The organism is Achromobacter sp. HNDS-1 (assembly GCF_040084795.1).
GTDB classification, from domain to species: Bacteria; Pseudomonadota; Gammaproteobacteria; order Burkholderiales; family Burkholderiaceae_B; genus Achromobacter; species Achromobacter ruhlandii.
In genome coordinates, this window is record NZ_CP157584.1 from 3737493 (window position 1) to 3762406 (window position 24914).

Below are 24914 nucleotides of genomic sequence, written 5' to 3' on the forward strand. Positions count from 1 at the left end.
ACGGAGATTCCATGGACTTCGATTTTTCCCCCATCGTCGATAACTGGCGCTTCTTCGCCAGCGGCCTGGGCATCACGGTGGCGCTGAGCGCCGTCACGGCGGTGTCCAGCATCCTGCTGGGCCTGGTGATCGCGCTGCTGCGCCTGTACGGGCCGCGCTGGCTGCGGGTGCTGCTGGTGTTCTACATCGACAGCATGCGCGCCATTCCGGTGCTGGTGGTGCTGGTGTGGATCTACTTCGCCTTCCCGCTGCTGGCCGGGGTGACCTTCGCGCCGTTCTGGGCGGCGCTGGTGGCGTTGACGCTGCACATCGCGGCCTATTCGGCCGAGGTGATCCGCGCCGGCATCGAGTCGGTGCGCCCGGGGCAGATGCGCGCCGGCCTGGCGCTCGGCATGTCGCGGGCCCAGGCGCTGCGCAAGATCATCCTGCCGCAGGCCACCATCCGCATGCTGCCGGCCTTCGGCTCGGTGCTGACGGTGGCGATCAAGGACACCGCCATCGCCACGGTGATCGCGGTGCCCGAGCTGATGCACAAGGCCGAGACCATCGCCGGGCAGAGCTACCGGCCGATCGAGGTGTTCACCGCGGTGATCGTGGCGTACTTCGTGATCCTGTTCCCGGTGACGCGCGGCGTGGACCGGCTGTACCAACGTTACGCACACCTGGGGCGCTCATGAATCTGGACTGGGGAATTATCTGGGATTCGCGCCAGGTGCTGCTGCAGGGCGCGGCCATGACCGTGATGCTGACGGTGGTGACGATGGCGCTGGCGGTGCCCGGCGGCATGGTGCTGGCGCTGATGCGGCTGTCGTCGAACCGCGTGGCCAATGGCATCGCCGTGGCGATCGTCGAGTTCTTCCGCAACCTGCCGCTGATCCTGGTGATCTATTGGGCGTTCTACGTGATGCCGATGGCGCTGGACGTGCAGTTCTCGGCGGTGACCACGGCGCTGGTGGCGCTGGTGCTGAACGTGTCGGCCTACAACTCCGAGACCTTCCGCGCCGGCATCAATTCGATCCGCAAGGGCCAGATGGAGGCGGCGCTGGCGATGGGCATGTCGCGCCGCCAGGCCATGTTCAAGGTGCTGGTGCCGCAGGCGGCGCGGCGCATCCTGCCGGTGCTGGCCAGCACCTGGATTTCGCTGTTCAAGGACACCTCGCTGGTATCGGTGATCGCCGTCAGCGAGCTGGCCTATGCCTCGATGCAGGTGCGCGCGCAGAGCTTCCGCGTGCTGGAAATGCTGACCGCGATGGCGGTGATCTATTGGCTGATGGGCTATCCGCAGGCCAAGCTGGTCGACTGGATCCACCGCAAATACGGAGTCAAGGAGTGAACGAGATGATCCTGGAACAAGTGGCCGGCACGGCCGGCGCGGCGGCGGCCGCCGCAACAACGCCTGCCGCAACAACGGCCGCCGCGCGCAAGGGCGCCGACCAGCCGCCGGTGCTGGTGTACGAGCACGTGCGCAAGGTCTTCGGCGATTTCGTGGCGTTGAACGACGTCTCGCTGCAGGTCAACAAGGGCGAGGTGATGTGCCTGATCGGCCCGTCCGGCTCGGGCAAGTCCACGCTCCTGCGCTGCACCAATGCATTGGAGAAGATCGACGGCGGCCGCGTGCTGCTGGATGGCGTGGCGGTGCCGGAGGCCGAATCGGAAGTGCGCAAGGTGCGCCAGCGCATGGGCATGGTGTTCCAGAGCTTCGAGCTGTTCCCGCACAAGTCGGCGCTGGACAACGTCGCCATGGGGCCCATCACCGTGCTCGGCATGGCGCCGGAACTGGCGCGGGCCCGCGCCATGGCGCTGCTGGAGAAGGTCGGCCTGGCCAGCAAGGCCGGCAACTTTCCCGCCAACTTGTCCGGCGGCCAGCAGCAGCGCGTGGCCATCGCCCGCGCCCTGGCGATGGAGCCGGAAGTGATGCTGTTCGACGAGCCGACCTCGGCGCTCGACCCCGAGACCGTGGGCGAGGTGCTGAACGTCATGAAGAAGCTGGCGCAGGAAGGCATGACCATGATCGTGGTCACGCATGAAATGAGTTTCGCGCGGCGCGTGGCCAACTGGGTAGTGGTTTTCGAGAACGGCGCCATTCTGGAACAGGGCCCGCCCGCGCAGATTTTCGACAACCCGCAGGTCGCCCGTACCCGCGACTTCCTCAGCCACCTGGGCTGGGAAGGCTGAACACCCTCCCGTTTCACGGAATCCATGATGAAAATTACGAACGCACGCGTCATTGTTTGTTCGCCGGGCCGCAATTTCGTGACCCTGAAGATCGAGACCGACCAGGGCCTGACCGGCATCGGCGATGCCACCCTGAACGGACGCGAGCTGGCCGTGGCGGCCTACCTGACCGAACACGTGGTGCCTTGCCTGATCGGCCGCGACGCGCACCAGATCGAGGATATCTGGCAATACCTGTACAAGGGCGCCTACTGGCGCCGGGGCCCGGTCACCATGACCGCCATCGCCGCAGTCGACACCGCGCTGTGGGACCTGAAGGCCAAGGCCGCCGGCCTGCCGCTGTACCAGCTGCTGGGCGGCAAGAGCCGCACCGGCGTCATGGTCTACGGCCACGCCAACGGCAGCGACATCGAACACACCGTTGACGAGGTGCTGCGCTATGCCGACATGGGCTACCGCGCGATCCGTGCGCAGAGCGGCGTGCCGGGGCTGGACAAGGTCTACGGCGTGGGCCGCGGCAACCTGTTCTACGAACCCGCCGACGCCGACCTGCCCAGCGAGCACGACTGGTCCACGGAGAAGTACCTGCGGCACACGCCCAAGCTGTTCGATCGCATCCGCGAAAAGCTCGGCTTCGAGCACCACCTGCTGCACGACGTGCACCACCGCCTGACGCCGATCGAGGCCGGCCGGCTGGGCAAGTCGCTGGAGCCGTACAACCTGTTCTGGATGGAAGACGCCACGCCGGCCGAGAACCAGGAGGCCTTCCGCCTGATCCGCCAGCACACCACCACGCCGCTGGCGGTGGGCGAGATCTTCAATTCGATCTGGGACTGCAAGGACCTGGTGCAGAACCAGCTGATCGACTACATCCGGACCACCGTGGTGCACGCCGGCGGCATCACGCACCTGCGCCGCATCGCCGACCTGGCCTCGCTGTACCAGGTGCGCACCGGCTGCCATGGCGCCACCGACCTGTCGCCGGTGTGCATGGGCGCGGCGCTGCACTTCGACCTGTGGGTGCCGAACTTCGGCATCCAGGAATACATGCGCCACACCGAGGAGACGGACGCGGTGTTCCCCCACGCCTACACCTTCTCGCAGGGCATGCTGTATCCGGGCGACGTGCCGGGTCACGGCGTGGACATCGACGAGAAGCTGGCCGCCAAGTATCCGTACAAGCGCGCCTACCTGCCGGTGAACCGCTTGCAGCAGGACGGCACGCTATGGAATTGGTAGCCCCCGCGGCCCTCCGGCTGCATCCGGCGCGCCTGCCCGCGCTGGCGCCGGGCGTGGCGCGGCCGGCCTACGATAGGGGCGCGTTGCGCGCCGGCATCGTGCACCTGGGGCTGGGCGCGTTCGCGCGCGGCCATCTGGCGGCGGTGAATGAGGCGGCCATCCACGCCAGCGGCGACCCGCGCTGGGGCATCTGCGGCGTGTCGCTGCGCCAGGCCGACACCCGCGACGCGCTGGCGCCGCAGGACGGGCTGTACACGCTGGCGCTGCGCAGCGCCGACGCCGAGGGCCGGCCGCGACAGCAACTGGCCGTGATCGGCTGCCTGCTGGAAACGCTGGTGGCGCCGGAGGATCCGCAGGCGGTGCTGGCGCGCATCGCCAGCCCGTACACGCGCATCGTGAGCCTGACCGTGACCGAGAAGGGCTATTGCCACGATCCGGCCAGCGGCGCGTTGAACCTGGCGCATCCCGACATCGTGCACGACCTGGGCCAGCCGCTGGCGCCGCGCAGCACCATCGGCTTCCTGGTGTGGGGGCTGCAACGGCGCCGCGCCTCGGGCCTGGGCCCGGTGACGCTGCTGTCGCTGGACAACCTGCCCGGCAACGGCCATCTGCTGCGCGGCCTGGTGCTGGCGTTCGCCGCGCAGGTCGACGCCCGCCTGGCCGAATGGATCGGCCAGGCCTGCACGTTTCCGTGCTCCATGGTGGACCGCATCGTGCCGCGCACCACCGATGAGGATCGCGCCGCCGTGGCGCAGGCGCTGGGCATGACGGACGCCTGGCCGGTGCAGGCCGAGCCGTTCCTGGAATGGGTGGTGGAAGATCGCTTTGCCGCCGGTCGGCCGGACTGGGCCGTGGGCGGCGCGCGCTTTGTCGACGAGGCGGCGCCGTTCGAGACCCTCAAGCTGCGCATGGTGAACGGCGCGCATTCGGCGCTGGCCTACCTGTCGGTGATGGCGGGGTGGGGCACGGTGGATCAGGCCGTGGCGCAGCCGGCGCTGCGGCGCTATCTGGCGGACCTGATGCGCATGGAAATCGCGCCGACCCTGCCGGTGCTGCCGGGCCTGGACCTGGCGGCTTACCAGGAGCGGCTGTTGCAACGCTACGCCAATCCGGCGCTGCGGCATCAGACGCGGCAGATCGCCATGGACGGGTCGCAGAAGATGCCGCAGCGCCTGCTGGGCACGGTGCGGGCGCGGCTGGCGGCGGACCGGCCGATCGCCGGGCTGGCGCTGGCGCTGGCCGGCTGGCTGCATTTCCTGCGCGGGGTGGATCAGGCAGGACGGCGTTATCCCATCGATGACCCGTTGGCCGAGACGCTGGCGCAGCGGCTGGCGCAGGCCGAGCAGGCGGCGCGCGATGCTTCGCCCGGACCGGCCGCCGCGCTGGCCTGGGCGCGCGAGATGACGGCCCTGACCGCCGTGTTCGGCGACCTGGGCCGCGACGAGCGTTTCGTGCGCGAGGTGGCGCAGGCGGCGCAGTCGTTGCGCACGCTGGGCGTGGCGGGCGCGCTGGAGGCGACCCTGGCCGCGATGCGCGCGGACGCCGGCTAGGGCGGCGTCCGCGTCAGGCAGCCGGCGGCGCCAGCCGGCCCAGCAATGGTTCGATTGCCATGCCAATGGCGAGGATCTGGCGGTCCTCGCCCGGCAGGCCATCCACCTCCAGTCCGATCGGCAGGCCGCCGTCCGACAGGCCGGCGGGCAGGCTCAGGCCGGGCAGGCCCGCGTTGCTGCCGGGGTCGACGTTGCGCGCCAGCCGCAGGAACGACTCCAGGCTGCTGGCCTCGGGCGCGGCGAGCGGCGCCAGCACCGGCACCGTGGGGAACAGCAGCCCGTGCAGCCCGTGCCGCGCGAACGCACGGCGGTAGACGTCGATGAGCGCGTTGCGATGTTCCGCGATGGCGCTGTCGTAAAGCGGTTGCAGCGGCAGCAGCTCGCCCGATGGCGTGGGCAGCACGCCCGGCACGACCAGGTCGTCGAAGATGGCTTTCACGTCGGGGCTGGAAATCCGAGCCACCAGTTCCTCGAATGACACGCCCGCGTCGTGGCGTTGCAGATAGGCGATCAGATCGTGCTTCTGCTCGTACAGGCACAGCGGCATGCCGGTCGCGGCGTTGCTGGCTTCCAGGCCGGGCAGGTCCAGCGGGACCAGGGTCACGCCGGCCGCGCGCAGACGCTCCAGGGCGGCCTGCGCCTTGGCCTCTACCCGCGGGTCCAGGTCCTGCCAGAAATAGCCGGGCAGGCCCAGGCGCAGGTCGGCGGCGCGCAGCGCCGGCAGTGGCGTGTCATCGCCGGTCAGGACGGCATCCAGCAGCGCGATGTCGGCCATGCCGGTGGCGATGGGTCCGGGCGTATCGCGGGTATGCGAAATCGGCGTAATGCCCGAACCGTCATAGCGACCCACGGAAGGTCGGAAGCCGACGGCGCCATTGAGGGCGGCGGGCAGGCGCACGGAAGCGCCCGTGTCGGTGCCTAGCGCGGCCGGCACCAGGCGCGCGCCCACCGCCGCGCCGCTGCCCGAGGACGAGCCGCCGGCGATGCGTTCGGCGTCATAAGCGTTGCGCGTGCCCGCGCCGCGCGGGCCGGGGTAGGCGGTGTTGTAGCCGGACACGCCGAAGGCCAGTTCATGCATGTGCGCCTTGCCGACGATGACGGCGCCCGCCTCGCGCAACCGGCGCACCACCGGCGCGTCTTCCTTGGGGATGAAGCCATGCAGGGCCGGGGTGCCGGCGGTGTTGGGCAGCCCCGCCACATGGATGTTGTCCTTGATCGCCAACGGCACGCCCTCCAGCGGCCGGGGCGCGCGGCCGGCGGCGCGCCCGGCGTCGGCGGCCCTTGCCTGGGCCAGCGCGCCCTCGGCGTCGACGGTGATGAAGGCATTGAGGTCCTGGCGGGACGCGATGCGGTCCAGACAGGCCCGGGTGAGGGCCTCGCTGGTGATCTGGCCGTCGCGGAACAGCGCCGCGGCCTCGGTCACGGTGGGGCAGCTCGAGGACGTCTGGTGGGCGGTCATGGCGGGGTTGTCTCCTTGGTTTTGGGGCGGTTGCGTCGGGTCGATACCGTTCTGTGCAGGGTTGACCGTAGCGCGGCCGGGCGCCGTTCGTCGATATGGCGGTCCGGCCCGTGGTCGCCCGCGGGCGGGGCGCGGTACCGCGGGGGCGGCCAGGCGCTAAGATAGGTGGAGCTTATACACGTACAAGTCCCTCTCTTATCCTGGTATGAACACTTCCCCCCAGGCCGGCGCCGCCGGCCACGAAGGCTCCCGCTTGCGCCGCCAGGCGCTGGGCGAATTCGTGCGCAGCGCCCGATCGCGCATCACGCCGCAGATGGCCGGCCTGCCCGAGGGCATGCGCCGGCGCACGCCGGGGCTGCGGCGCGAAGAGGTGGCGCAGCTGTGCGGCATCAGCGTCACCTGGTACACCTGGATCGAGCAGGGGCGCGAGGTATCGGTGTCGCCCTCGGTCTGGTCGCGCATCGCGGGCGTGCTGCAACTGGCGCGGGCCGAGCGGGCCTATCTGTTCGATCTGGCCGACTGCGCCGATCCGCAGCATGCGCGCGACGACGCGATGGGGGCACCGGGTTCGCTGCGCGAGTGCGTGGACGCCATCACCGCGCCGGCCTACGTGCTGGACCGGGCCTGGAACGTGCTGGCCTGTAATGAACCGCTGCGGGAACTGTTCGACGACTGGCCGACCCGGGATCCGGAGCCGAACCTGCTGCGCTACATCTTCCTGGACCCGGCGGCGCGCGAGCTGGTGGTGGATTGGGAGCAGCGCGCGCGGCGCGTGGTGGCGGAGTTTCGGGCCGACGCGGGCGCGCATCTGGACGAGCCGGCGGTGCTGGCGCTGATCGACGCCCTGAACCGGCAGAGCGCGGTGTTCGCGCATTGGTGGAACCGGCACGCGGTGGTCGAGCGCGAGGGCGGCCTGCGTGAATTCGCGCATCCGCGGCGGGGGCGGATGGCGTTTCAGCAGATTACCTTCCGCCTGGCGACGCACCTGGATCTGAAGCTGGTGATGTTGCTGGGGGATGAGTGACGGGTGGGTTCTTGAGGCGCGAGTGGCGGGGCAGGCGGGGGATGGCGGGGCTACGATTGCGGTCCGGAGCGTTCGCTCCGGACTGCCCCGTGCTCAACCTCGTTGCCGCCTACGGCGGCTGCCTTCGGTTTCCGCCGGGCGCATCTACACGCGCCGCCATCCCCCGCCTGCCCCGCCACTCGCTCGCGTCGTGACTTAACGGCGGCTGTTGGGGCGGGTCTTGTGCTTGGCATTTTTGCCTGCAATCGTGGGCGGGGCAGGAACCTTGCGGGGGCGCCAAAGGCGGCCGCACGGGCGGCCTTCTTTGGCGTTTGGGTGTCTGGCGTCGGGGTGGTGACGCTGCGCGCGGGGGGCGGTCGGAGGGCGCTACTTGCTGTTGGCCAGCAGGTCGCCGGGGAGGCCGGCGTCGATCAGGCCCAGCAGGAGTTTCTTGACGGGGGCGGGCAGGGCGGTGTCGGGGAGTTCGGCCTGGGTGACCCAGCGTTCGGGTTGCGTGGGTTGGCGCAGCGAGGCGCTGCGCACGGGCACATACCAGGGGCGGATGTGCAGGCGGTAGTGGGTGAAGGTGTGGGCGAAGGCGGCGAGTTCGAAGCGCTGTTCGGGGTCCAGGCCGAGGGCGCGCGAGGCGGCCAGGGGGTCGCCGGCGGCGTCGAATTCGGGCAGGCTCCAGAGGCCGCCCCAGATACCGGGTTCGGGCCGTTGCTGCAGCAGGAACGCGCCCTGGTGCTGCAGCACCAGCATCGCGGTCTCGCGTTCCGGGATCGCCTTGCGCGCCTTGGGCGTGGGCAGTTCGGCCTGGCGGCCGTCGCGCTTGGCGACGCAGGTGTCGGCGACCGGGCAGCGTTCACAGGCCGGCTTGCCGCGCGTACAGAGGGTGGCGCCCAGGTCCATCAGGCCCTGCGTGTAGGCGGCCATGTCCAGGCCGGGCGCGGCCTCGACCTGGGCGTCGGCCAGGGCCCACAGGCGCTGTTCGACCTCGCGCCTGGCGGGGTCGCCGGCGATGCCGAAGTGACGGGTGAAGACGCGTTTGACGTTGCCATCCAGGATGGGCGAGCGCTCGCCGTAGGCGAAGGCGGCGATGGCGGCGGCGGTCGAGCGGCCGATGCCGGGCAGCGTGGCGATGGCTTCGGCGCTGGGCGGGAAGCGGCCGTTCCAGTCGCGCGCGATTTCCTGGGCGCAGCGGTGCAGGTTGCGGGCGCGGGCGTAGTAGCCCAGGCCGGCCCAGTAGGGCATCACCTCTTCCTGGGCGGCGGCGGCCAGCGCGGCCACGTCGGGGAAGCGCTGCAGGAAGCGTTCGTAGTAGGGGATCACCGTGGCCACCTGCGTCTGCTGCAGCATGATCTCGGAGAGCCAGATGCGGTAGGGATCCCGGGTGTTTTGCCAGGGGAGATCGTGGCGGCCGTGCTGGCGCTGCCAGGCGACGATGCGAGAGGCGAAGTCCATGCCCGCAATTATCGCATCGCCCTATTGCCGGGGGTGGGGCGAGCGGTTACAACCGTGGGACAGAGGCGCATCGAGCGCCCGGAATTCACCTCCCGCCGCTTGCCTGCATGCGCTTCAAGAGGGCGTGGTGCGTTGGCTGCCGCGGGCGTTCCACGACCCTCGGAGTAGACATGAATGCCCCCCTCACGCCCGCGCTGCGCGCGGCGCTCGAATCCGTCCAGCTGGACGACAAATACACCCTGGAAAGCGGCCGCGCCTGGATGAGCGGCATCCATGCCCTGGTGCGCCTGCCGATGATGCAGCGGCTGCGCGACCTGCGCGCGGGGCTGAACACGGCCGGGTTCGTGTCGGGCTACCGGGGCTCGCCGCTGGGCGGGGTCGACCAGAACATGTGGAAGGCGGCCAAGTACCTGAAGGCGCACCACGTCGAGTTCCAGCCGGGCATCAACGAGGACCTGGCGGCCACCGCGGTGTGGGGCACGCAGCAGGTCAACCTGTTCCCGGGCGCCAAGTACGACGGCGTGTTCGGCATGTGGTACGGCAAGGGGCCGGGCGTGGACCGCTGCGGCGACGTGTTCAAGCACGCCAACGCCGCCGGCACGTCGCCGCACGGCGGCGTGCTGGTGGTGGCCGGCGATGACCATCCGGCCAAGTCGTCGACGCTGCCGCACCAGAGCGACCACATCCTCAAGGCCTGCATGATCCCGGCGCTGTTCCCCTCCAGCGTGCAGGAAGTGCTGGACTACGGCCTGCACGGCTGGGCCATGAGCCGCTATGCCGGCGTCTGGGTCGGCATGAAGTGCATCACCGACATCGTCGAAGTGTCGGCCTCGGTGGACGTGGATCCGTACCGTGTGCAGATCGTGCTGCCCGGGGATTTCCAGCTGCCGCCGGACGGCCTGAACATCCGCATCCCGGACACGCCTTTGCAGCAGGAAGCGCGGCTGCTGGATTACAAGCTGTACGCGGCGCTGGCCTACGCCCGCGCCAACAAACTGAACCGCGAACTGTGGCAGGTGCCGGCGCGCGACGCGCGCTTTGGCATCATGACCTCGGGCAAGGCCTACCTGGACACGCGCCAGGCGCTGTCCGACCTGGGGTTGAGCGAGGCGGTGTGCCAGCGCATCGGCCTGCGGCTGTTCAAGGTGGGCATGGTGTGGCCGCTGGAGTCCACCGGCATGGCGCGCTTCGCCGATGGCCTGGACGAGATCCTGGTGGTCGAGGAAAAGCGCCAGGTGCTGGAATACCAGTTGAAGGAAGAACTGTTCAGCTGGATCGGCAGCGGCAAGAAGATCCCGCGCGTGGTCGGCAAGTTCGACGACAAGGATGGCGGCGAGTGGGCGGTGCCGCAGGGCAACTGGCTGCTGCCGGCGCACTACGAGTTTTCGCCGGCGATGGTGGCCAAGGCCATCGCCGCGCGCCTGCTGCGCTTCGAATTGCCGGCCGACGTGCGCGCCGGCATCGAGGCGCGCCTGGCCTTCATCGCCGATCGCGAACAGGCGCTGGCGCGCCCGCGCGTGGTGGAAGACCGCAAGCCGTGGTTCTGTTCGGGGTGTCCGCACAATACCTCGACACGGGTGCCGGAAGGCTCGCGCGGCATGGCCGGCATCGGCTGCCATTACATGGTCACCTGGATGGGCCGCAACACGCAGGTGTACACACAGATGGGCGGCGAGGGCGTGCCGTGGCTGGGACAGGCGCCGTTCACCGAAGAGAAGCACGTGTTCGCCAACCTTGGGGACGGCACCTACTTCCATTCCGGCCTGCTGGCGATCCGCGCGGCGGTGGCGGCCAAGGCGCCGATCACCTACAAGATCCTGTTCAACGACGCGGTGGCCATGACCGGCGGGCAGCCGGTGGACGGCCCCATCAGCGTGCCGATGATCAGCCGCCAGGTGGCGGCCGAGGGCATCGACAAGATCGTGGTAGTGACCGACGAGCCGGAGAAATACCAGGGCATGGCCGGCATGGCGCCGGGCGTGCCGGTGAAACACCGCGACGAGCTGGACGCGGTGATGCGCGAGTTGCGCGAGCACCCCGGCGTATCGGTGCTGATCTATGACCAGACCTGTGCCACCGAGAAGCGCCGCCGCCGCAAGCGCGGCGCCTATCCCGATCCGGCGCGGCGCGTGGTCATCAACGAGCGCGTGTGCGAAGGCTGCGGCGACTGTTCGCAGAAATCGCACTGCCTGTCGGTGGAACCGCTGGAGACCGAGTTCGGCCGCAAGCGCGCCATCAACCAGTCCAGCTGCAACAAGGACTTCTCCTGTCTGAAGGGCTTCTGCCCCAGCTTCGTCACGGTGGAAGGCGGCAAGCTGCGCAGGCCGCGCGCGCTGGCGCCGGAAGGCGCGGTCGACGACGACGTGCCGCAACCGGCGCTGCCGGCGCTGGCGCAGGCCTATGGCGTGTTCATCGCCGGCGTCGGCGGCACCGGCGTGGTCACCATCGGCCAGTTGCTGGGCATGGCCGCGCACCTGGAAGGCAAGGGCTGTTCGGTGCTGGACATGGCCGGCCTGGCGCAGAAGGGCGGCGCGGTGTATTCGCACGTGGTGCTGGCGCAGACGCCGGACCACTTGATGAACACGCGCGTGGCGATGGGCGAGGCCGACCTGATGCTGGCCGGCGACCTGGTGGTGGCCACCAGCGCCGACGCCATGGCGCGGCTGCGTCCAGGCCGCTCGCGCGCGCTGCTCAACAGCGACACCGCGCCCACCGCGGCATTCGTGACCAATCCCGACTGGACGCTGCCGGGCGCCAACCTGACGGCCGACCTGCAGGCCGCCTGCGGCAAGGACAACCTGCACATGGTGGACGCGTCGGCGCTGGCCGTGGGCCTGCTGGGCGACGCCATCTATTCCAACCCGCTGATGATGGGCTACGCCTACCAGAAGGGCTGGCTGCCGCTGTCGCGCGAGTCCTTGCTGCGCGCCATCGAACTGAACGGCCAGCAGGTGCCCAACAACCTGGCGGCGTTCGCCTGGGGCCGCCGCGCGGCGCATGACCTGGCCGGCGTGACGCGCCTGCTGGCAAGCGGCGGCGCGCCCGCGCATCCGGAGGGCATCATCGAGATCCGCCGGCCGCGCGTGGCCCAACCCGTGGCGGAACTGAAGAAGCCGGCCGGCGAGCTGGCGCGCCTGGTCGAAACGCGCCGCGCGTTCCTGACGCAGTACCAGGACGCGGCTTACGCCAAGCAGTACACCGACCTGGTGGACAAGGTGGCGCACGCCGAGCGCGAGGCCACCGGCACCCAGCGCCTGGCGCTGGCGGTGGCGCGCTACTACTTCAAGCTGCTGGCCTACAAGGACGAGTACGAGGTGGCGCGGCTGTACACGGACGGGGAGTTCCTCAAGCGCATTGGCGAGCAGTTCGAGGGCGACTGGAAGCTGCGCTTCCATCTGGCGCCGCCGCTGTTCGCGCGGCGCGGCGCGGACGGCCATCTGGTCAAGAAGGCCTACGGTCCCGGCATGCTGCGGGTGTTCCGCCTGCTGGCGCGCATGAAGCGCCTGCGCGGCACGCGCTTCGATCCGTTCGGCTACACCCGCGAGCGCCGCGCCGAGCGCGAGCTGGCGCGCGAGTATCGCGAGACGCTGAGCGCGATCCTGTCCAAGCTCAATCGCGGCAACCTGGATCGCGCGGTCGCCCTGGCCAGCGTGCCGGAGGAGATCCGCGGCTACGGCCACGTGAAGGAGGCGGCGATGGAGAAGGCCGCCGCGCGGCGCGAGGCGCTGCTCAAGGACTTCAGCGCCAGCGTGGTGTCGATCGGCGGCGCGCGGGCGGCGTGAGACACGCGGGCCGGTGCCGCTCAAGGCCGTGGCCTTTTATCGCGGCTTGCGCGAAGTTTCCTGCGGCGGCCGGGTGTGCCGTCCAGCCAACGCCGCGCCAGCTTCGGCCGTTGACGCGGATCAGCCGCCCGCGGTCTCGGGCTTGCGGCGGCGGGTGACGCCGGTGTCGAAGCGTTCGACGCCGGGACGCGAGGCAGGGCGATCGAAACGCTCGACGCCAGGACGATCGAAGCGCTCCACGCCTGGGCGCGTGGCGGGGCGGTCGAAGCGTTCCACGCCGGGACGCGCGAAGCGTTCGACGCGCGGCGGGCTCTGGGTCTTGGCCTGCACGCTTTCGGCGGCGGCCTGTTCGCGCTTGGCGATGATTTCTTCGGCGCGCTGGTGGTGCGGCGCCATCTTGCGCACCATCACGCGGCCGTCGCGCGGGAAATAGTTGATGCGGCGGGCGTGCACGTCGCCCAGGTCCTGGGCCTTGACCGGGATGCCTTCGGTGCGCAGGTAGTTCAGCACGAACTGGCCGTTGCGTTCGCCGATGTTCATCTGCTGCATGGCCGACAGCACCGCGCCGCCGCCGAACACCTTGGCCTCGAGGCGGTCGCGCACCGCGCCGGCCTTGAGCAGTTCGTTGATCAACACTTCCATGGCGAAGGCGCCATAGCGCATGGTGGCCGAGGCGGGCGACTGCATGTCGCCCTCGGGCAGCATGAAGTGGTTCATGCCGCCGACCCCGTTGACCGGGTCGTGGATGCAGGCGGCCACGCACGAACCGAGCACGGTCGAGATCATGATGTCTTCGTCGGTGACGTAGTACTCGTTGGGGAGTACTTTCACCGCCTGGGACTGGAACGCGCTATCGAAATAGTGGCGCGTCGCGCGGGCTTCAAGACGGGCGACCATGGGGCGGAATCAAGGGCAAGGACAACGGTTGGAACACGAAGGCGGCGCTCGGTAGGACGGAAAACGTTTCAAAATATGTAAAAACATGTCGCTTTATTCTTACACATTTGTCCTGAAATGGGGTGAAAACCTGTGTAACCGCAACTTTGTTATGTCCCTGAAAAATATGGTGGTTTGCACGCGGCGCGAGCCTTTCGGCGCCTGTCCTGGCGCGCCCCAGGGGCTCCGAAGCGGAGCGCCCCATGCGGGTGCCACGATCCCGGCGCCGGGCCGGATGGGGCCACGACGGGGCAGGTGCAGCCATCGTACCCACGGCGGGACGCGGCCGTTCCCCGGATCACGGGGACGAACGGGGGCTATACGTGGCTTTAGGCGGATCGGTCTTCAGGGAAATCGGACGAAGACCGATGCCTTTCAGAAGCGCGTGCTGCGCGTAACGGACCAGCGCGCCGACAGCGCGCCCAGGGCGGCCGAGGCGACGATGGCCGCCAGCAGCACGGGGGCGCCGGGCAAATGCAAGGCGAATTCAGCCCCATAACTGCGGGCCAGGCCGAGCAGGGCGTTGTTCAGCGGCGACAGCGCCACCGCCGCCACGCCGATGGCCAGCAGCGAGGCCAGGGCGCCGGACAGCGCGCCCAGGTACAGGAAGGGCCGCCGCACGAACGACTCGGTGGCGCCCACCAGCCGTGCCACGGCGATCTCTTCGCGCTGTGACAACGCCTGCATGCGCACCGTGTTGAATACCGTGGCCAGCACCACCACCGCCACGCAGGCGGCCAGGAAGCCCAGGCCGATGCGGGCGAAGCGCAGGATGGCCTCGAGGCGCTGGACCCAGGCGCTGTCCAGCTGCACCAGATCCACCTGGTCCCATTGCTTCCAGGCGCGCGCCAGCTTGTCGGCGCGGCCGGCCAGATCTTCGCCGTCGGCCAGCGTCACCACCACCGCGTCGGGCAGGGGATTGCCGGGCAGCACGGCCAGCGCCTGCTGCCAGGCGGGATTGGCGCGCAGGTCGGCCAGGGCGTCGTCGCGGCCAACCACGCGCACCGCGCGCACGTCGCTGGCGTACTCGCCCTGGATGCGCTTGGCGATGTCGGCGGCGGCGCCGGCCGGCGCGTCGACCCGCAGGAAGACGGTGACCTCGGGGGTGACGGACATCTGCCGCGCCACCGGCTGCACCGACACCAGGATGGCGCTGCCCAGCAGCGGCAGGGCCAGCGCCAGCGCCATCACCAGCAGGTTGGCGAGCGAGGAGAACGGCTGCTTGAGCAGCCGGCGCAGGGTGACCATGAGGGCATAGCGATGCTGCCGCAGCCAGGCGTTCATGCCGGTTCTCCGGCGATGCCGTGGCCGGCATCGGCCGGCGGCGTGGCCGGGCCGTGCGAATCGGCGAACTTGCCCGGGTCGATGCGCAGGGTGCGGGTGGCGTAGCGCGCCATGAGTTCCTGGTCGTGCGAGGCGATCAGCGTGGTGACGCCGACGCGGTTGAAGTCGCGGAACACATTCATGATGCGTTGGGCGTTGTCGTGGTCGAGGTTGGCGGTGGGTTCGTCGGCGATCAGGATGGCGGGCCGGTTGACGATGGCGCGCGCGATCGCCAGGCGCTGCTGCTCGCCGCCCGACAGTTCGATGGGGTTGAGGTCTTCCTTGCCCGACAGGCCGACCTTGTCCAGCGCGGCGCGGGCGCGCGCGGCGGCCGAGTCGCGCGGGTGGCCGGTGACCGCCAGCGGCAGCATCACGTTTTCAAAGGCGCTGCGATCGAACAGCAGGTGGGTGTCCTGCAGGATCACGCCGACAGCGCGGCGCAGGTAAGGCCGGGCGCGGGCGGGCAGCTTGTCGAGCCGCTGGCCGTTGACCTGGATCGAGCCGCGGCTGGCGGGCTCGAGCCCGCCGATCAGCTTGAGCAGGGTGGACTTGCCGGCGCCGGACGGGCCGGACACGAAAACGAACTCTCCCGCGCTGACGCGGAAGTTGATGTCGGCCAGGATATTGCGGCCGCGGCCATACGATTTGAAGACGTGCTGGAATTCGATCATGGCGGCTGTCGGATGAAGCCGCAATAGTAACTCGGGGACAGTAAGCTGGCCTAAAACGGCGTGGCGCGCACGCGGGAAAAAGTGTCCCGATGTGACGGCATCGGGCCGGGAAAGGTGACCAGTTGGACACGTTCTTCGCGGATTTAAGATCGTCCCCGTTTTTGGTGCCAAACCCCGTTTGATTTCATCCAGTGTCCCTATATTTCAAGGGAATTCCCGGATGCGGAGGCCGCTTTGCGGACGCTACCATCCGCCCCATGCGTAAAGCCCAACCCGGCCTTGCGTTCGGCTTCGCAACACCCCTACGGAGATCAAGATGAAAGTACTGAAACTCGCTGCCATTGGCACCGCCCTGTTCGCTGCGTCCGCGGCTGCCAATGCGGGTGCGACCTTCGATAACGTCAAGAAAAAAGGGTTTGTCCAATGCGGCGTTTCGACCGGCATTCCGGGATTCTCGATCGCGGACAGCAAGGGTGAATACAAGGGCCTGGACGTTGATCTGTGCCGCGCCGTCGCCGCCACCATGTTCGGCGACGCCAGCAAGTTCAAGGTCACGCCGCTGAACACGCAGCAGCGTTTCACCGCCCTGCAATCGGGCGAAGTGGACGTGCTGACCCGCAACACCACCGTCACGCTGACGCGCGACACCACCCTGGGCCTGATCGGCGTGGGCGTGAACTACTACGACAGCCAGGGCGTCATGGTCTCGAAGGACCTGAACGTCAAGAGCGCCAAGGAACTGAACGGCGCCACCATCTGCGTGCAGCCGGGCACCACCACCGAGCTGAACCTGGCCGACTGGTTCCGTGGCCAGAAGATCGAATTCAAGCCCGTCGTGATCGACAAGTACGACGAAATCATCCGCGCCTTCTCGGCCGGCCGTTGCGATGCCTTCACGACCGACAAGTCGCAGCTGGCCTCGACCCGCACCACGCTGGAGAATCCGGACAAGTACATCATCCTGCCGGAAGACTTCTCCAAGGAGCCGCTGGGCCCCATGGTGCGCCAGGGCGACGAGCAATGGTTCAACGTGATCCGCTGGTCGCTGAACGCGATGCTGGAAGCCGAGGAATACGGCATCACGTCCAAGAACGTCGATGAAATGACCAAGAGCACCAATCCCAACATCCAGCGCATCCTGGGCGTGACCCCGGGCATGGGCAAGAACCTGGGCGTGGACGACAAGTGGGCGTATAACATCATCAAGCAGGTCGGCAACTACGGCGAAAGCTTCGAAGCCACGCTCGGCAAGAGCAGCGCGATGAAGCTGGAGCGCGGCCTGAACGCCAGCTACAAGCAAGGCGGCTTGATGTACGGCTGGCCGGTGCGCTAACACACGGCTGCCCGGCATGGCGTCCGCGTGGCGCCATGCCTAGCCCGCCTTCGAGCGGGCGGCAGGAGTGGGCGGCGCGGTCTTTCGGGCCAGCCGCCCGGTGTCCGACTTCTGTAGATTCATTCATGACGACTCCCAACAAAAACGCCCCGATTTCGGCACCCCCCCGGCGTCTGAACTGGAACGATCCCGGCGTGCGCGCCGTGGTCTATCAAGTGATCGCACTGGCCGCCGTCGCCCTGGCGGTGTGGTTCCTGGTTTCAAACACGCTTCACAACCTGTCCGTGCGCAACATCGCCACGGGCTTCGGTTTCCTGCAACGCGAGGCCGGCTTCGCCATCGGCGAAACGCCCATCGCCTATACCCCCGCCGACACGTATGGCCGCGCCATCTGGGTGGGCCTGCTCAACACGCTGCGCGTGGCCGTGCTCGGCATCGTGCTGGCGACCATCCTCGGCACGCTGATCGGCGTCGGCCGGCTGTCCAAGAACTGGCTCGTGGCCAAGATCACCTCGGTCTACGTCGAAGTGATGCGCAACGTGCCGCTGCTGCTGCAGCTGTTCTTCTGGTATGCGCTGATCACCGAGAACATGCCGGGTCCGCGCCAGGCGCACAACCCGCTGCCGGGCGTGTTCATCTCCAACCGGGGCCTGAAGGTGCCGGCGCTGGAGGGCAACTCGCTCGACTGGATGCTGGCCGGCCTGGGCCTGGCCATCGTCGCCATCCTGTTCCTGGGCCACTGGGGCAAGAAGCGCCAGGAAGCCACCGGCCACGTGTTCCCGCTGGGCCGCGCCGCCATCGGCCTGCTGATCGGCTTGCCGATCGTCGGCTGGCTGGTCAGCGGCGCTTCGTTGACGCTGGACATGCCGGAGCTGAAGGGCTTCAACTTCAGCGGCGGCCTGACGCTGTCGCCGGAGTTCGCCGCGCTGCTGGCGGGCCTGGTGATCTACACCTCGGCCTTCATCGCCGAAGTGGTGCGCTCGGGCATCCAGGCGGTCAACAATGGCCAATGGGAAGCGGCCGGGGCCCTGGGCCTGCGCCGCAAGCAGGTGCTGCGCCTGGTGGTGCTGCCGCAAGCGCTGCGCGTGATCATCCCGCCGATGACCAGCCAGTTCCTCAACCTCACCAAGAACAGCTCGCTGGCCGTGGCCATCGGTTACCCGGACATCGTGTCGGTGGTCAACACCACGCTGAACCAGACCGGGCAGGCCATCGAGGGCATTCTCATCATCATGGGCGCGTACCTCACGGTCAGCCTGTCGATCTCGATCTTCATGAACTGGTACAACAAGCGCATCGCGCTGGTGGAGCGTTGATATGAGCAGCACTACGCATATCCCCAGTGAAGGGCTGCCGCCGCCCAAGACCCATGTCGGCGCGTGGGCGTGGCTGCGCTCGCGCCTGTTTTCCTCGCCGCTGAACATCCTGATCACGGTGCTGCTGGCGTGGTTCCTGTTGATGTCGGTGCCGGCGCTGGTCGAGTGGGCCTTCATCAAGGCCAACTTCACCGCCGCCAACGCGCAGGAATGCCGCGCCTCGGTGGGCGGGGCCTGCTGGGCCTTCATCATCGAGAAGCACCGGCTGATCCTGTTCGGCACCTATCCGTACGACGAGCAATGGCGGCCGCTGATCGCGACCATCATCCTGGTCGCCGTGATCGTGTGCAGCGGCATCCGTCGTTTCTGGAACTGGAAGCTCGCCATCATCTGGACCGTCGGCCTGACCGCCGTGGCGATCCTGATGTGGGGCGGCGTGCTGGGCCTGACCTACGTCGAGAACGCGCGCTGGGGCGGCCTGCCGCTGACGCTGATCCTGTCGACGTTCGGCATCGCCTTCGCCTTCCCGATCGGCGTGCTGCTGGCCCTGGGCCGGCGCTCGAAGATGCCGGCCATCAAGGCGCTGTGCGTCGTGTACATCGAGCTGATCCGCGGCGTGCCGCTGATCAGCCTGCTGTTCATGTCGTCGGTGATGCTGCCGCTGTTCCTGCCCGAAGGCTTCTCCATCGACAAGCTGCTGCGCGCGCAGATCGCGATCATCATGTTCGCGGCCGCGTACATCGCCGAAACGGTGCGCGGCGGGTTGCAGGCGATCCCCAAGGGCCAGTACGAAGGCGCCGACTCGCTCGGCCTGAACTACTGGCAGCAGATGCGCAAGATCATCCTGCCGCAGGCGCTCAAGATCGTGATCCCGCCGCTGGTCAGCATTTTCATCGCGCTGTTCAAGGACACGTCGCTGGTGGTAATCATCGGCATCTTCGACCTGACGCTGGCGGCCAAGGCGGCCCTGTCCGACGCGGCATGGCGCGGATTCGGGGTGGAGGCGTATCTATTCATCTCGCTGATCTACTTCGTCTTCTGCTTCTCCATGTCCAAATACAGCCAGGCGCTGGAAAAACGTCTGGCCACCGGTCACGCACGATAGAACCTTGCCGCGGGCCCGCCACGGGCGGGCCCGCAACGCGATATTTACGGGAGTACAGGCATGTCTGATGCCATCATTCGACTGCAGGACGTGAACAAGTGGTACGGCCAGTTCCACGTGCTGCGCAACATCAACCTGGACGTGGCGCCGGGTGAGCGCATCGTGGTGTGCGGGCCGTCCGGCTCGGGCAAGTCCACCATGATCCGCTGCATCAACCGGCTCGAAGAGCACCAGAAAGGCCACATCATCGTGGACGGCACGGAGCTCACCAACGACCTCAAGCACATCGAGACCATCCGCAAGGACGTCGGCATGGTGTTCCAGCACTTCAACCTGTTCCCGCACCTGACGGTGCTGGAGAACCTGACGCTGGGCCCGATGTGGGTCTTGAAGAAGCCGCGCGCCGAAGCCGAGGCCACGGCCATGAAATACCTGGAACGCGTGCGCATCCCGGACCAGGCCAAGAAATTCCCCGGCCAGCTCTCGGGCGGCCAGCAGCAGCGCGTGGCCATCGCCCGTTCGCTGTGCATGAGCCCCAAGATCATGCTGTTCGATGAGCCGACCTCGGCGCTGGACCCGGAAATGGTCAAGGAAGTGCTGGACGTGATGGTCAACCTGGCCCAGGAAAGCGGCATGACGATGCTGTGCGTGACCCACGAAATGGGCTTCGCGCGCAAGGTCGCCAACCGCGTCATCTTCATGGACCGCGGCGAGATCATCGAGCAGAACAGCCCGGACGAGTTCTTCGACCACCCGCAGAACGAGCGCACCAAGCTGTTCCTGAGCCAGATCCTGCATTGAGGCCGGGCGCCGCCGCGCGCCGCGACCCCAACCGGAGCCGCCTTCCCTGGAAGGCGGCTTTTTTTTAGGCGTCGGCCGTTGGCGAGGCGGCGCGAAAGGGAAAGCGCCGAGCACGCCGGGGTGGCCGGCGCACGTTGTTTCCAGTCGGCCGGGGCGCGCCGTTCACGGGAAAAGCGCTCGGTTCTCCCGGTAGCCCTTTGTTACGCCGTTCACCCCGCTGCGGTATGCTACCGACCGCCATCGATGCAATGAGAGGAGCAAACCAGATGAAACAGACCCCCCGCGGCGCGATGCGCCGCGTCCTGCTGGGCGGCGCCGCGGCCCTGGCCGCCACGCTGACCCTGGGCGCGCCCGCGCTGGCGCAGAACACCGATTTCCCCACCAAGCCGCTGCGCTTCGTGGTGCCTTACCCGCCCGGCGGCCCGCTCGACACCATGGCCCGCATGCTGGCCGAGAAGGTGCGCGGCTCGCTCGGCCAACCCGTCGTGGTGGAAAACCGCTCGGGCGCCGGCGGCAACATCGGCGCCGACCTGGTGGCCAAGGCCCCGGCCGACGGCTACACCCTGGTGATGGGCGCCGTCGCGACCCACGCCATCAACCCCTGGCTGTTCGCCAACCTGCCCTATGACCCGGTGAAGGACTTCGCCCCGGTCACCATCGTGGCGTCGGTGCCGAACGTGCTGGTGATGAACGTCGAGTTCGCCGCCAAGAACAAGATCGAGAAGCTGTCTGACCTGATCGAGTACGCCAAGAAGAATCCGGGCAAGCTGAACTACGGTTCCGGCGGCAACGGCAGCGCCGGCCACCTGTCGGGCGAGCTGCTCAAGGCGCGCGCCGGCATCAACGTCGAGCACATTCCCTACCAGGGCGCGGCCCCGGCGCAGCTGGCGCTGCTGTCGGGCCAATCGGACTTCATGTTCGACAACCTGGCGGCCTCGGCTCCGCTGATCAAGGACGGCAAGGTCAAGGCGCTGGCCGTGACCACGGCCAAGCGCTCGTCGCTGCTGGCCGACGTGCCGACGGTGGAAGAGTCGGGCATCAAGGGCTTCGACCTGGGCACCTGGTTCGGCGTCTTCACGACTGGCGGCACGCCGGCGCCGGTGGTGGCCAAGCTGAACAAGGCCTACGCGGAAGCGATGCAGCAGCCCGACGTCAAGCAGCGCCTGCTGACCATGGGTTCGGAAGCGCCGCCCATGACGCCCGAAGCCTTCGCCGAGTTCGTCAAGAACGAGAAGGCCAAGTACCAGGAGATCGTGAAGATCTCCGGCGCCAGCCTGAACTGAGGCCGGCGCGCCTGGCGCGTTCTGTCGGGAACGCGCCTGTCCGCATGACGCCCGCCGCGAGCGGGCGATGCATCCGCCGGGGGCCGCGATCGCGGCCCTCGCGCTTTGTTCCTGTCTTGTGGTTATCCGCGCGGTGCGGCCAGCAGGCCGTCCACCAGCCGCGCCAGCAGCTTGCGGTCGGTTTCCAGGTCGGTGCAGCCGTACTGGTCGGCCTCGCGGTTCACCCAGGCGTCATGCGCGCGCCACTGGTCGCCCACGGCGTCCAGCCGCAGGGCGTAGATCCAGATGCCGGTCCAGCTGCGATGAAAACGCAGCACGCCATCATCCAGGTAGATGAACCACTTGTCTTCCATCTCCGCGGGGATGCGCCCCTGGCGCAGCCGCGCGTATTGCTCGGCCGTGTAGACGGCGTCGAACGGCAGCTTGGCGCGCTTCTTCGGCGCGGGCAGGTGTTTCCAGGATGCGGCTTGGGCGTCGGGCATGGCGAGCGGTTTGATTTATGCTGGCAAGATGCGCGCATGCACGATGGTCAGCCTGCGCGACCCCTTGAATACTAAGGCCTGATCATGCATTTGTCCCCCGCCATTCCCATCCTGCGCATCTTTTCGGTCGAGAAGGCGCGCGAGTTCTACCTGGATTTCCTCGGCTTCGAGTGGGACTGGGAACATCGCTTCGAACCGGGCCTGCCGCTGTACGCGCAGGTGCATCGGGGCGAGCTGGTGCTGCACCTGAGCGAGCACTACGGCGATGCCACGCCGGGCGCGGCCATCTTCGTGCGTACCACCGGCGTTGACGATTACCAGGCCGAGCTGATCGGCAAGCAATACGGCTACGCCCGCCCGGGCGTCGAGGATGCGCCCTGGGGCCGGCTGCTGAAGGTCACCGACCCGTTCGGCAACCGCCTGACGTTCTGCGAATCGCAAGACTGAGTCCGCGGGCCGCGCTACCCGGGCGCGTGGCGCACACGTCCAGGTAGCGCCGCGCGCGCTCCAGCGTTCCCGGCGGATCCGCGACGCCAGGTCCTCGGCGGCTACATCTTGCAGTCGGCCGCGTGCACGTCGGTGTGGTCGCGGGCGATGACCTTGAGATTCCTGTAGACCAGCTTGCCGTCCGCGCCGGCCTCGATGTGCAGCAGATACCAGTCCTGCACCGGATGCTGGTTGGGGCCGAACTTGAACTTGCCGCGCACGCTGGGGAAGTCGGCGCGGCGCAGCGCGTCGCGGAACGCGTCGGCCTTGCCGGTGATGTCGCCGTCCACGGCCTTCAGGCCCGAGGCGATCAGGTTGGCGGTGTCGTAGGCCTGCGCCGCATAGGCGGTGGGCGCGCGGTTGTAGGCCTTGGTGAAGGCCTCGACGAAGTGCCTGTTCTGCGGGTTGTCCAGGTCCGCGCTCCACAGCGAACTCAGGTAGAAGCCCTTGCCGGCGGTGCCGGTGGCGGCCAGCATGCGTTCGTCCATCGAGTAGATGGGCGTGATCATCTTGATCTTGTCGGCCAGGCCGGAGTTGGCGTATTGCTTGGTCAGGTTGATGCCGGCGCCGCCCGGGTGGAACTGGAAGATGGCGTCCGGGTTGAGCGAGCGGATGCGCGCCAGCTCGACCGAGAAGTCGGCCTGTTCGAGCTTGGTGTAGATCTCCTCGGCGATCTCGCCCTTGTAGGTGCGCTTGAAGCCGGCGACGGCGTCGCGCCCGGCCTGGTAGTTCGGCGCCATGACGACGACGCGCTTGGCGCCCAACTCGTTGGCGGCGATGCCGGCGGTGTCGGCGTACGAGTCGTTCTGGAAGGCGACGGCGAAGTAGTTGGGGTTGCAGGCCTTGCCGGCGTAGTTGGAGGGACCGGCGTTCAGGCTGACGTAAAAGCCGCCGGCGTTGAGCACCGTCGGCCCGACCGCCGCCATGACGTTGGAGAAGTTCACGCCGGTGAACAGGCGCACGCCGCCCTGCACCATCTTGTCGGCGATCTGCTTGGCGTTGGCCGGCTTGAGCGCGTCGTCCTCCACGCGCACGTTGACCGGCACGCCGCCGAGCTTGCCGCCGCCTTCCTTGACCGCCAGCATGAAGGCGTCGCGCTCGTCCTCGCCGATGTAGCCGGCCGGCGTGGACAGCGTGCCGATGAAGCCGATGTCCACGGGTTTCTGCTGGGCCTGGATGCCGCCGGCGGCCAGTGCCAGCAGCAGCGCGGCGCCGCCGCGGGTGATGCGTGTCGTCATGGTTGTCTCCTCCTGTGCCTGCTTTTTTTTATGGCTGGATGGGTCCCGCGAGACAGTTCTCCACCTTCCAGCCGTAGAGCCACTGCAACGCGTCGTAGAACTGGGACTGGCCGCGGCCGGTCCACAGCATGTTGCGCACGGTGCGTTCGACACCGCGCGCGTGATAGAGCCTGCCCATTTCGCGGGTCGACCAGACCACGCGCGCGCTGCGCGGGATGCGCACCGATTCGTACAGGCGGAAGGCGGCTTCCAGGTCGTGGTCGCAGCGCTTGACGGCCTCGCCCAAGGTCACCGCGTCTTCCAGCGCCATGCAGGCGCCCTGGGCCATGTACTGGGTCATCGGGTGGGCGGCGTCGCCCAGGATGGTGAGGCGGCCCTGGCCCCACTGTTCGACCGGCTCGCGGTCGGCGGTGGCCCAGCGCTTCCACGACGTGGGGCGGTCGAGCATCTGGTGCGGGCGCGGGTGGATGCCCTGGAAGTACGACAGCACTTCCTCCTTGCTGCCTTCGCGCACGCCCCATTGCTCCTGCTCGCGACTGTGGAAGGTCACCACCAGGTTGTATTGCTGGCCGCCGCGCAGCGGGTAGTGCACCAGGTGGCAGTGCGGGCCGGCCCACAGCACTGGCGCGTTGATGCGCAGTTCCTCGGGCATGTTGTCGCGCTCGACCACGGCGCGGTAGACCACGTGGCCGGTCACGCGCGGCGGATCGCCGATCAGGTGTTCGCGGATCACGGACTTGACGCCGTCGGCGCCCACCACCGCGTCGGCCTGGTAGCGGTTGCCTTCGGTATCCGTGACTTCCACGCGCTTGCCGTCCTGCGCGACGCTGGCGATCTGCGTCGAGGTGCGAAAGCGGATCAGCGGGTTCTGCTGCACCGCTTCCAGGATGGACAGGTGGATGTCGGCGCGGTGGATCACGGCGTAGGGGCCGCCGAAGCGTTCGCGGAAGGCCTCGCCGGTGTCGATGCGCACCACTTCGCGCGCGTCGACCGCGTCCATCATGATGATGTGGTCGGTGAACACCGCGCGCTGGCGCGCCGTGGCGCCCACGCCCAGCGCATCGAGCGCGGCGAAGGCGTTGGGGCCGAGCTGGATGCCGGCGCCGATCTCGCCGATGTGCGCGGCCTGTTCCAGCAACTGCACGGCGATGCCCTGGCGCGTCAGCGCCAGCGCCGCGGCCAGGCCGCCGATGCCGCCGCCCACGACGATGACGGATTGGGGCGGGTTCTTTGCGGGGGTTGCATTCATTGCCAGGTTCCTTGCGTGT

At 68.3% G+C, this 24914-nt stretch carries 21 protein-coding genes; 13 read left to right on the forward strand and 8 right to left on the reverse strand.

All coding sequences use genetic code 11. The features are described from left to right. Positions 1 to 11: 11 nt before the first annotated feature. From ABFG95_RS17330 to ABFG95_RS17350, 5 genes are read left to right on the forward strand one after another with little or no spacing between them, the layout of a single operon-like run. On the forward strand, positions 12 to 677 hold the full coding sequence (locus tag ABFG95_RS17330; protein WP_006392647.1) for an amino acid ABC transporter permease: 666 nt from the start codon (positions 12 to 14) through the stop codon (positions 675 to 677). Then, complete coding sequence (locus ABFG95_RS17335) at positions 674 to 1333, forward strand: amino acid ABC transporter permease (protein WP_049070959.1); 660 nt, start codon at positions 674 to 676, stop codon at positions 1331 to 1333. Before ABFG95_RS17330 ends, ABFG95_RS17335 begins: the two co-directional genes overlap by 4 nt. A gap of 5 nt (positions 1334 to 1338) precedes the next feature. Beyond that, positions 1339 to 2175, forward strand: a complete 837-nt coding sequence (locus ABFG95_RS17340; protein WP_348994808.1) for an amino acid ABC transporter ATP-binding protein — start codon at positions 1339 to 1341, stop codon at positions 2173 to 2175. Positions 2176 to 2202: 27 nt separating this feature from the next. Then, a complete protein-coding gene (manD, locus tag ABFG95_RS17345) occupies positions 2203 to 3414 on the forward strand; it encodes a D-mannonate dehydratase ManD (RefSeq protein ID WP_054495775.1) in 1212 nt (403 codons plus the stop codon). Further along, entirely contained in the window at positions 3402 to 4964 is a 1563-nt protein-coding gene (locus ABFG95_RS17350) for a mannitol dehydrogenase family protein (protein ID WP_348994809.1), read from the forward strand. The genes manD and ABFG95_RS17350 overlap by 13 nt, the downstream gene beginning before the upstream one ends. Before the next feature lie 13 nt (positions 4965 to 4977). On the opposite strand, the gene iaaH is transcribed toward ABFG95_RS17350, so the two are convergent. Further along, positions 4978 to 6423 (reverse strand): indoleacetamide hydrolase, encoded by a 1446-nt coding sequence (gene iaaH / locus ABFG95_RS17355; protein WP_336729737.1) that lies wholly within the window; start codon positions 6421 to 6423, stop codon positions 4978 to 4980. A 205-nt stretch (positions 6424 to 6628) separates the two neighbouring features. On the opposite strand from iaaH, the gene ABFG95_RS17360 reads away from it, so the two are divergent. After that, complete coding sequence (locus ABFG95_RS17360) at positions 6629 to 7447, forward strand: helix-turn-helix transcriptional regulator (RefSeq protein ID WP_054495765.1); 819 nt, start codon at positions 6629 to 6631, stop codon at positions 7445 to 7447. 366 nt (positions 7448 to 7813) lie between these two features. Here ABFG95_RS17360 and mutY read toward each other — a convergent pair whose 3' ends face one another. Further along, the gene (mutY, locus tag ABFG95_RS17365) at positions 7814 to 8899 is read right to left on the reverse strand and encodes an A/G-specific adenine glycosylase (RefSeq protein WP_348996053.1); all 1086 of its coding nucleotides are present in this window, start codon (positions 8897 to 8899) and stop codon (positions 7814 to 7816) included. 161 nt (positions 8900 to 9060) lie between these two features. Between mutY and ABFG95_RS17370 the strand changes: the two genes are divergently transcribed. Beyond that, complete coding sequence (locus tag ABFG95_RS17370; RefSeq protein WP_348994810.1) at positions 9061 to 12672, forward strand: indolepyruvate ferredoxin oxidoreductase family protein; 3612 nt, start codon at positions 9061 to 9063, stop codon at positions 12670 to 12672. Between the two features lie 120 nt (positions 12673 to 12792). On the opposite strand, the gene cheD is transcribed toward ABFG95_RS17370, so the two are convergent. The 3 genes from cheD to ABFG95_RS17385 all read right to left on the reverse strand — a co-directional run bounded on the left by cheD (position 12793) and on the right by ABFG95_RS17385 (position 15602). Beyond that, complete coding sequence (gene cheD / locus ABFG95_RS17375; protein ID WP_063581831.1) at positions 12793 to 13569, reverse strand: chemoreceptor glutamine deamidase CheD; 777 nt, start codon at positions 13567 to 13569, stop codon at positions 12793 to 12795. Between the two features lie 414 nt (positions 13570 to 13983). After that, positions 13984 to 14892, reverse strand: coding sequence for a permease-like cell division protein FtsX (locus tag ABFG95_RS17380; RefSeq protein WP_049070971.1), 909 nt, complete (start codon positions 14890 to 14892; stop codon positions 13984 to 13986). Beyond that, on the reverse strand, positions 14889 to 15602 hold the full coding sequence (locus ABFG95_RS17385) for an ATP-binding cassette domain-containing protein (RefSeq protein WP_175146433.1): 714 nt from the start codon (positions 15600 to 15602) through the stop codon (positions 14889 to 14891). The genes ABFG95_RS17380 and ABFG95_RS17385 overlap by 4 nt, the downstream gene beginning before the upstream one ends. 316 nt (positions 15603 to 15918) lie before the next feature. Between ABFG95_RS17385 and ABFG95_RS17390 the strand changes: the two genes are divergently transcribed. From ABFG95_RS17390 to ABFG95_RS17410, 5 genes are all read left to right on the forward strand, one after another. Then, a complete protein-coding gene (locus ABFG95_RS17390; RefSeq protein ID WP_006386905.1) occupies positions 15919 to 16935 on the forward strand; it encodes an amino acid ABC transporter substrate-binding protein in 1017 nt (338 codons plus the stop codon). 125 nt (positions 16936 to 17060) lie between these two features. Continuing rightward, positions 17061 to 18251, forward strand: a complete 1191-nt coding sequence (locus ABFG95_RS17395; RefSeq protein WP_054483562.1) for an amino acid ABC transporter permease — start codon at positions 17061 to 17063, stop codon at positions 18249 to 18251. A 1-nt stretch (position 18252) separates the two neighbouring features. Beyond that, positions 18253 to 19356 carry an amino acid ABC transporter permease gene (locus tag ABFG95_RS17400; protein ID WP_059269209.1) on the forward strand — a complete coding sequence of 368 codons (1104 nt, stop codon included), beginning with the start codon at positions 18253 to 18255 and terminating at the stop codon, positions 19354 to 19356. 60 nt (positions 19357 to 19416) lie between these two features. Continuing rightward, complete coding sequence (locus ABFG95_RS17405) at positions 19417 to 20157, forward strand: amino acid ABC transporter ATP-binding protein (RefSeq protein WP_049070976.1); 741 nt, start codon at positions 19417 to 19419, stop codon at positions 20155 to 20157. Between the two features lie 266 nt (positions 20158 to 20423). After that, on the forward strand, positions 20424 to 21440 hold the full coding sequence (locus ABFG95_RS17410; protein WP_059269210.1) for a tripartite tricarboxylate transporter substrate binding protein: 1017 nt from the start codon (positions 20424 to 20426) through the stop codon (positions 21438 to 21440). 122 nt (positions 21441 to 21562) lie between these two features. On the opposite strand, the gene ABFG95_RS17415 is transcribed toward ABFG95_RS17410, so the two are convergent. Next, positions 21563 to 21922, reverse strand: a complete 360-nt coding sequence (locus ABFG95_RS17415; protein ID WP_054419136.1) for a hypothetical protein — start codon at positions 21920 to 21922, stop codon at positions 21563 to 21565. An 84-nt stretch (positions 21923 to 22006) separates the two neighbouring features. Here ABFG95_RS17415 and ABFG95_RS17420 point away from each other — a divergent pair, with 84 nt between their 5' ends. Then, on the forward strand, positions 22007 to 22369 hold the full coding sequence (locus tag ABFG95_RS17420; protein WP_049070980.1) for a glyoxalase superfamily protein: 363 nt from the start codon (positions 22007 to 22009) through the stop codon (positions 22367 to 22369). Between the two features lie 101 nt (positions 22370 to 22470). On the opposite strand, the gene ABFG95_RS17425 is transcribed toward ABFG95_RS17420, so the two are convergent. Together ABFG95_RS17425 and ABFG95_RS17430 are read right to left on the reverse strand one after the other, a co-directional pair. Further along, the gene (locus ABFG95_RS17425; protein WP_175146435.1) at positions 22471 to 23646 is read right to left on the reverse strand and encodes an ABC transporter substrate-binding protein; all 1176 of its coding nucleotides are present in this window, start codon (positions 23644 to 23646) and stop codon (positions 22471 to 22473) included. A 28-nt stretch (positions 23647 to 23674) separates the two neighbouring features. Beyond that, positions 23675 to 24895, reverse strand: a complete 1221-nt coding sequence (locus ABFG95_RS17430) for a 3-hydroxybenzoate 6-monooxygenase (protein ID WP_312487528.1) — start codon at positions 24893 to 24895, stop codon at positions 23675 to 23677. Positions 24896 to 24914: the final 19 nt, after the last annotated feature.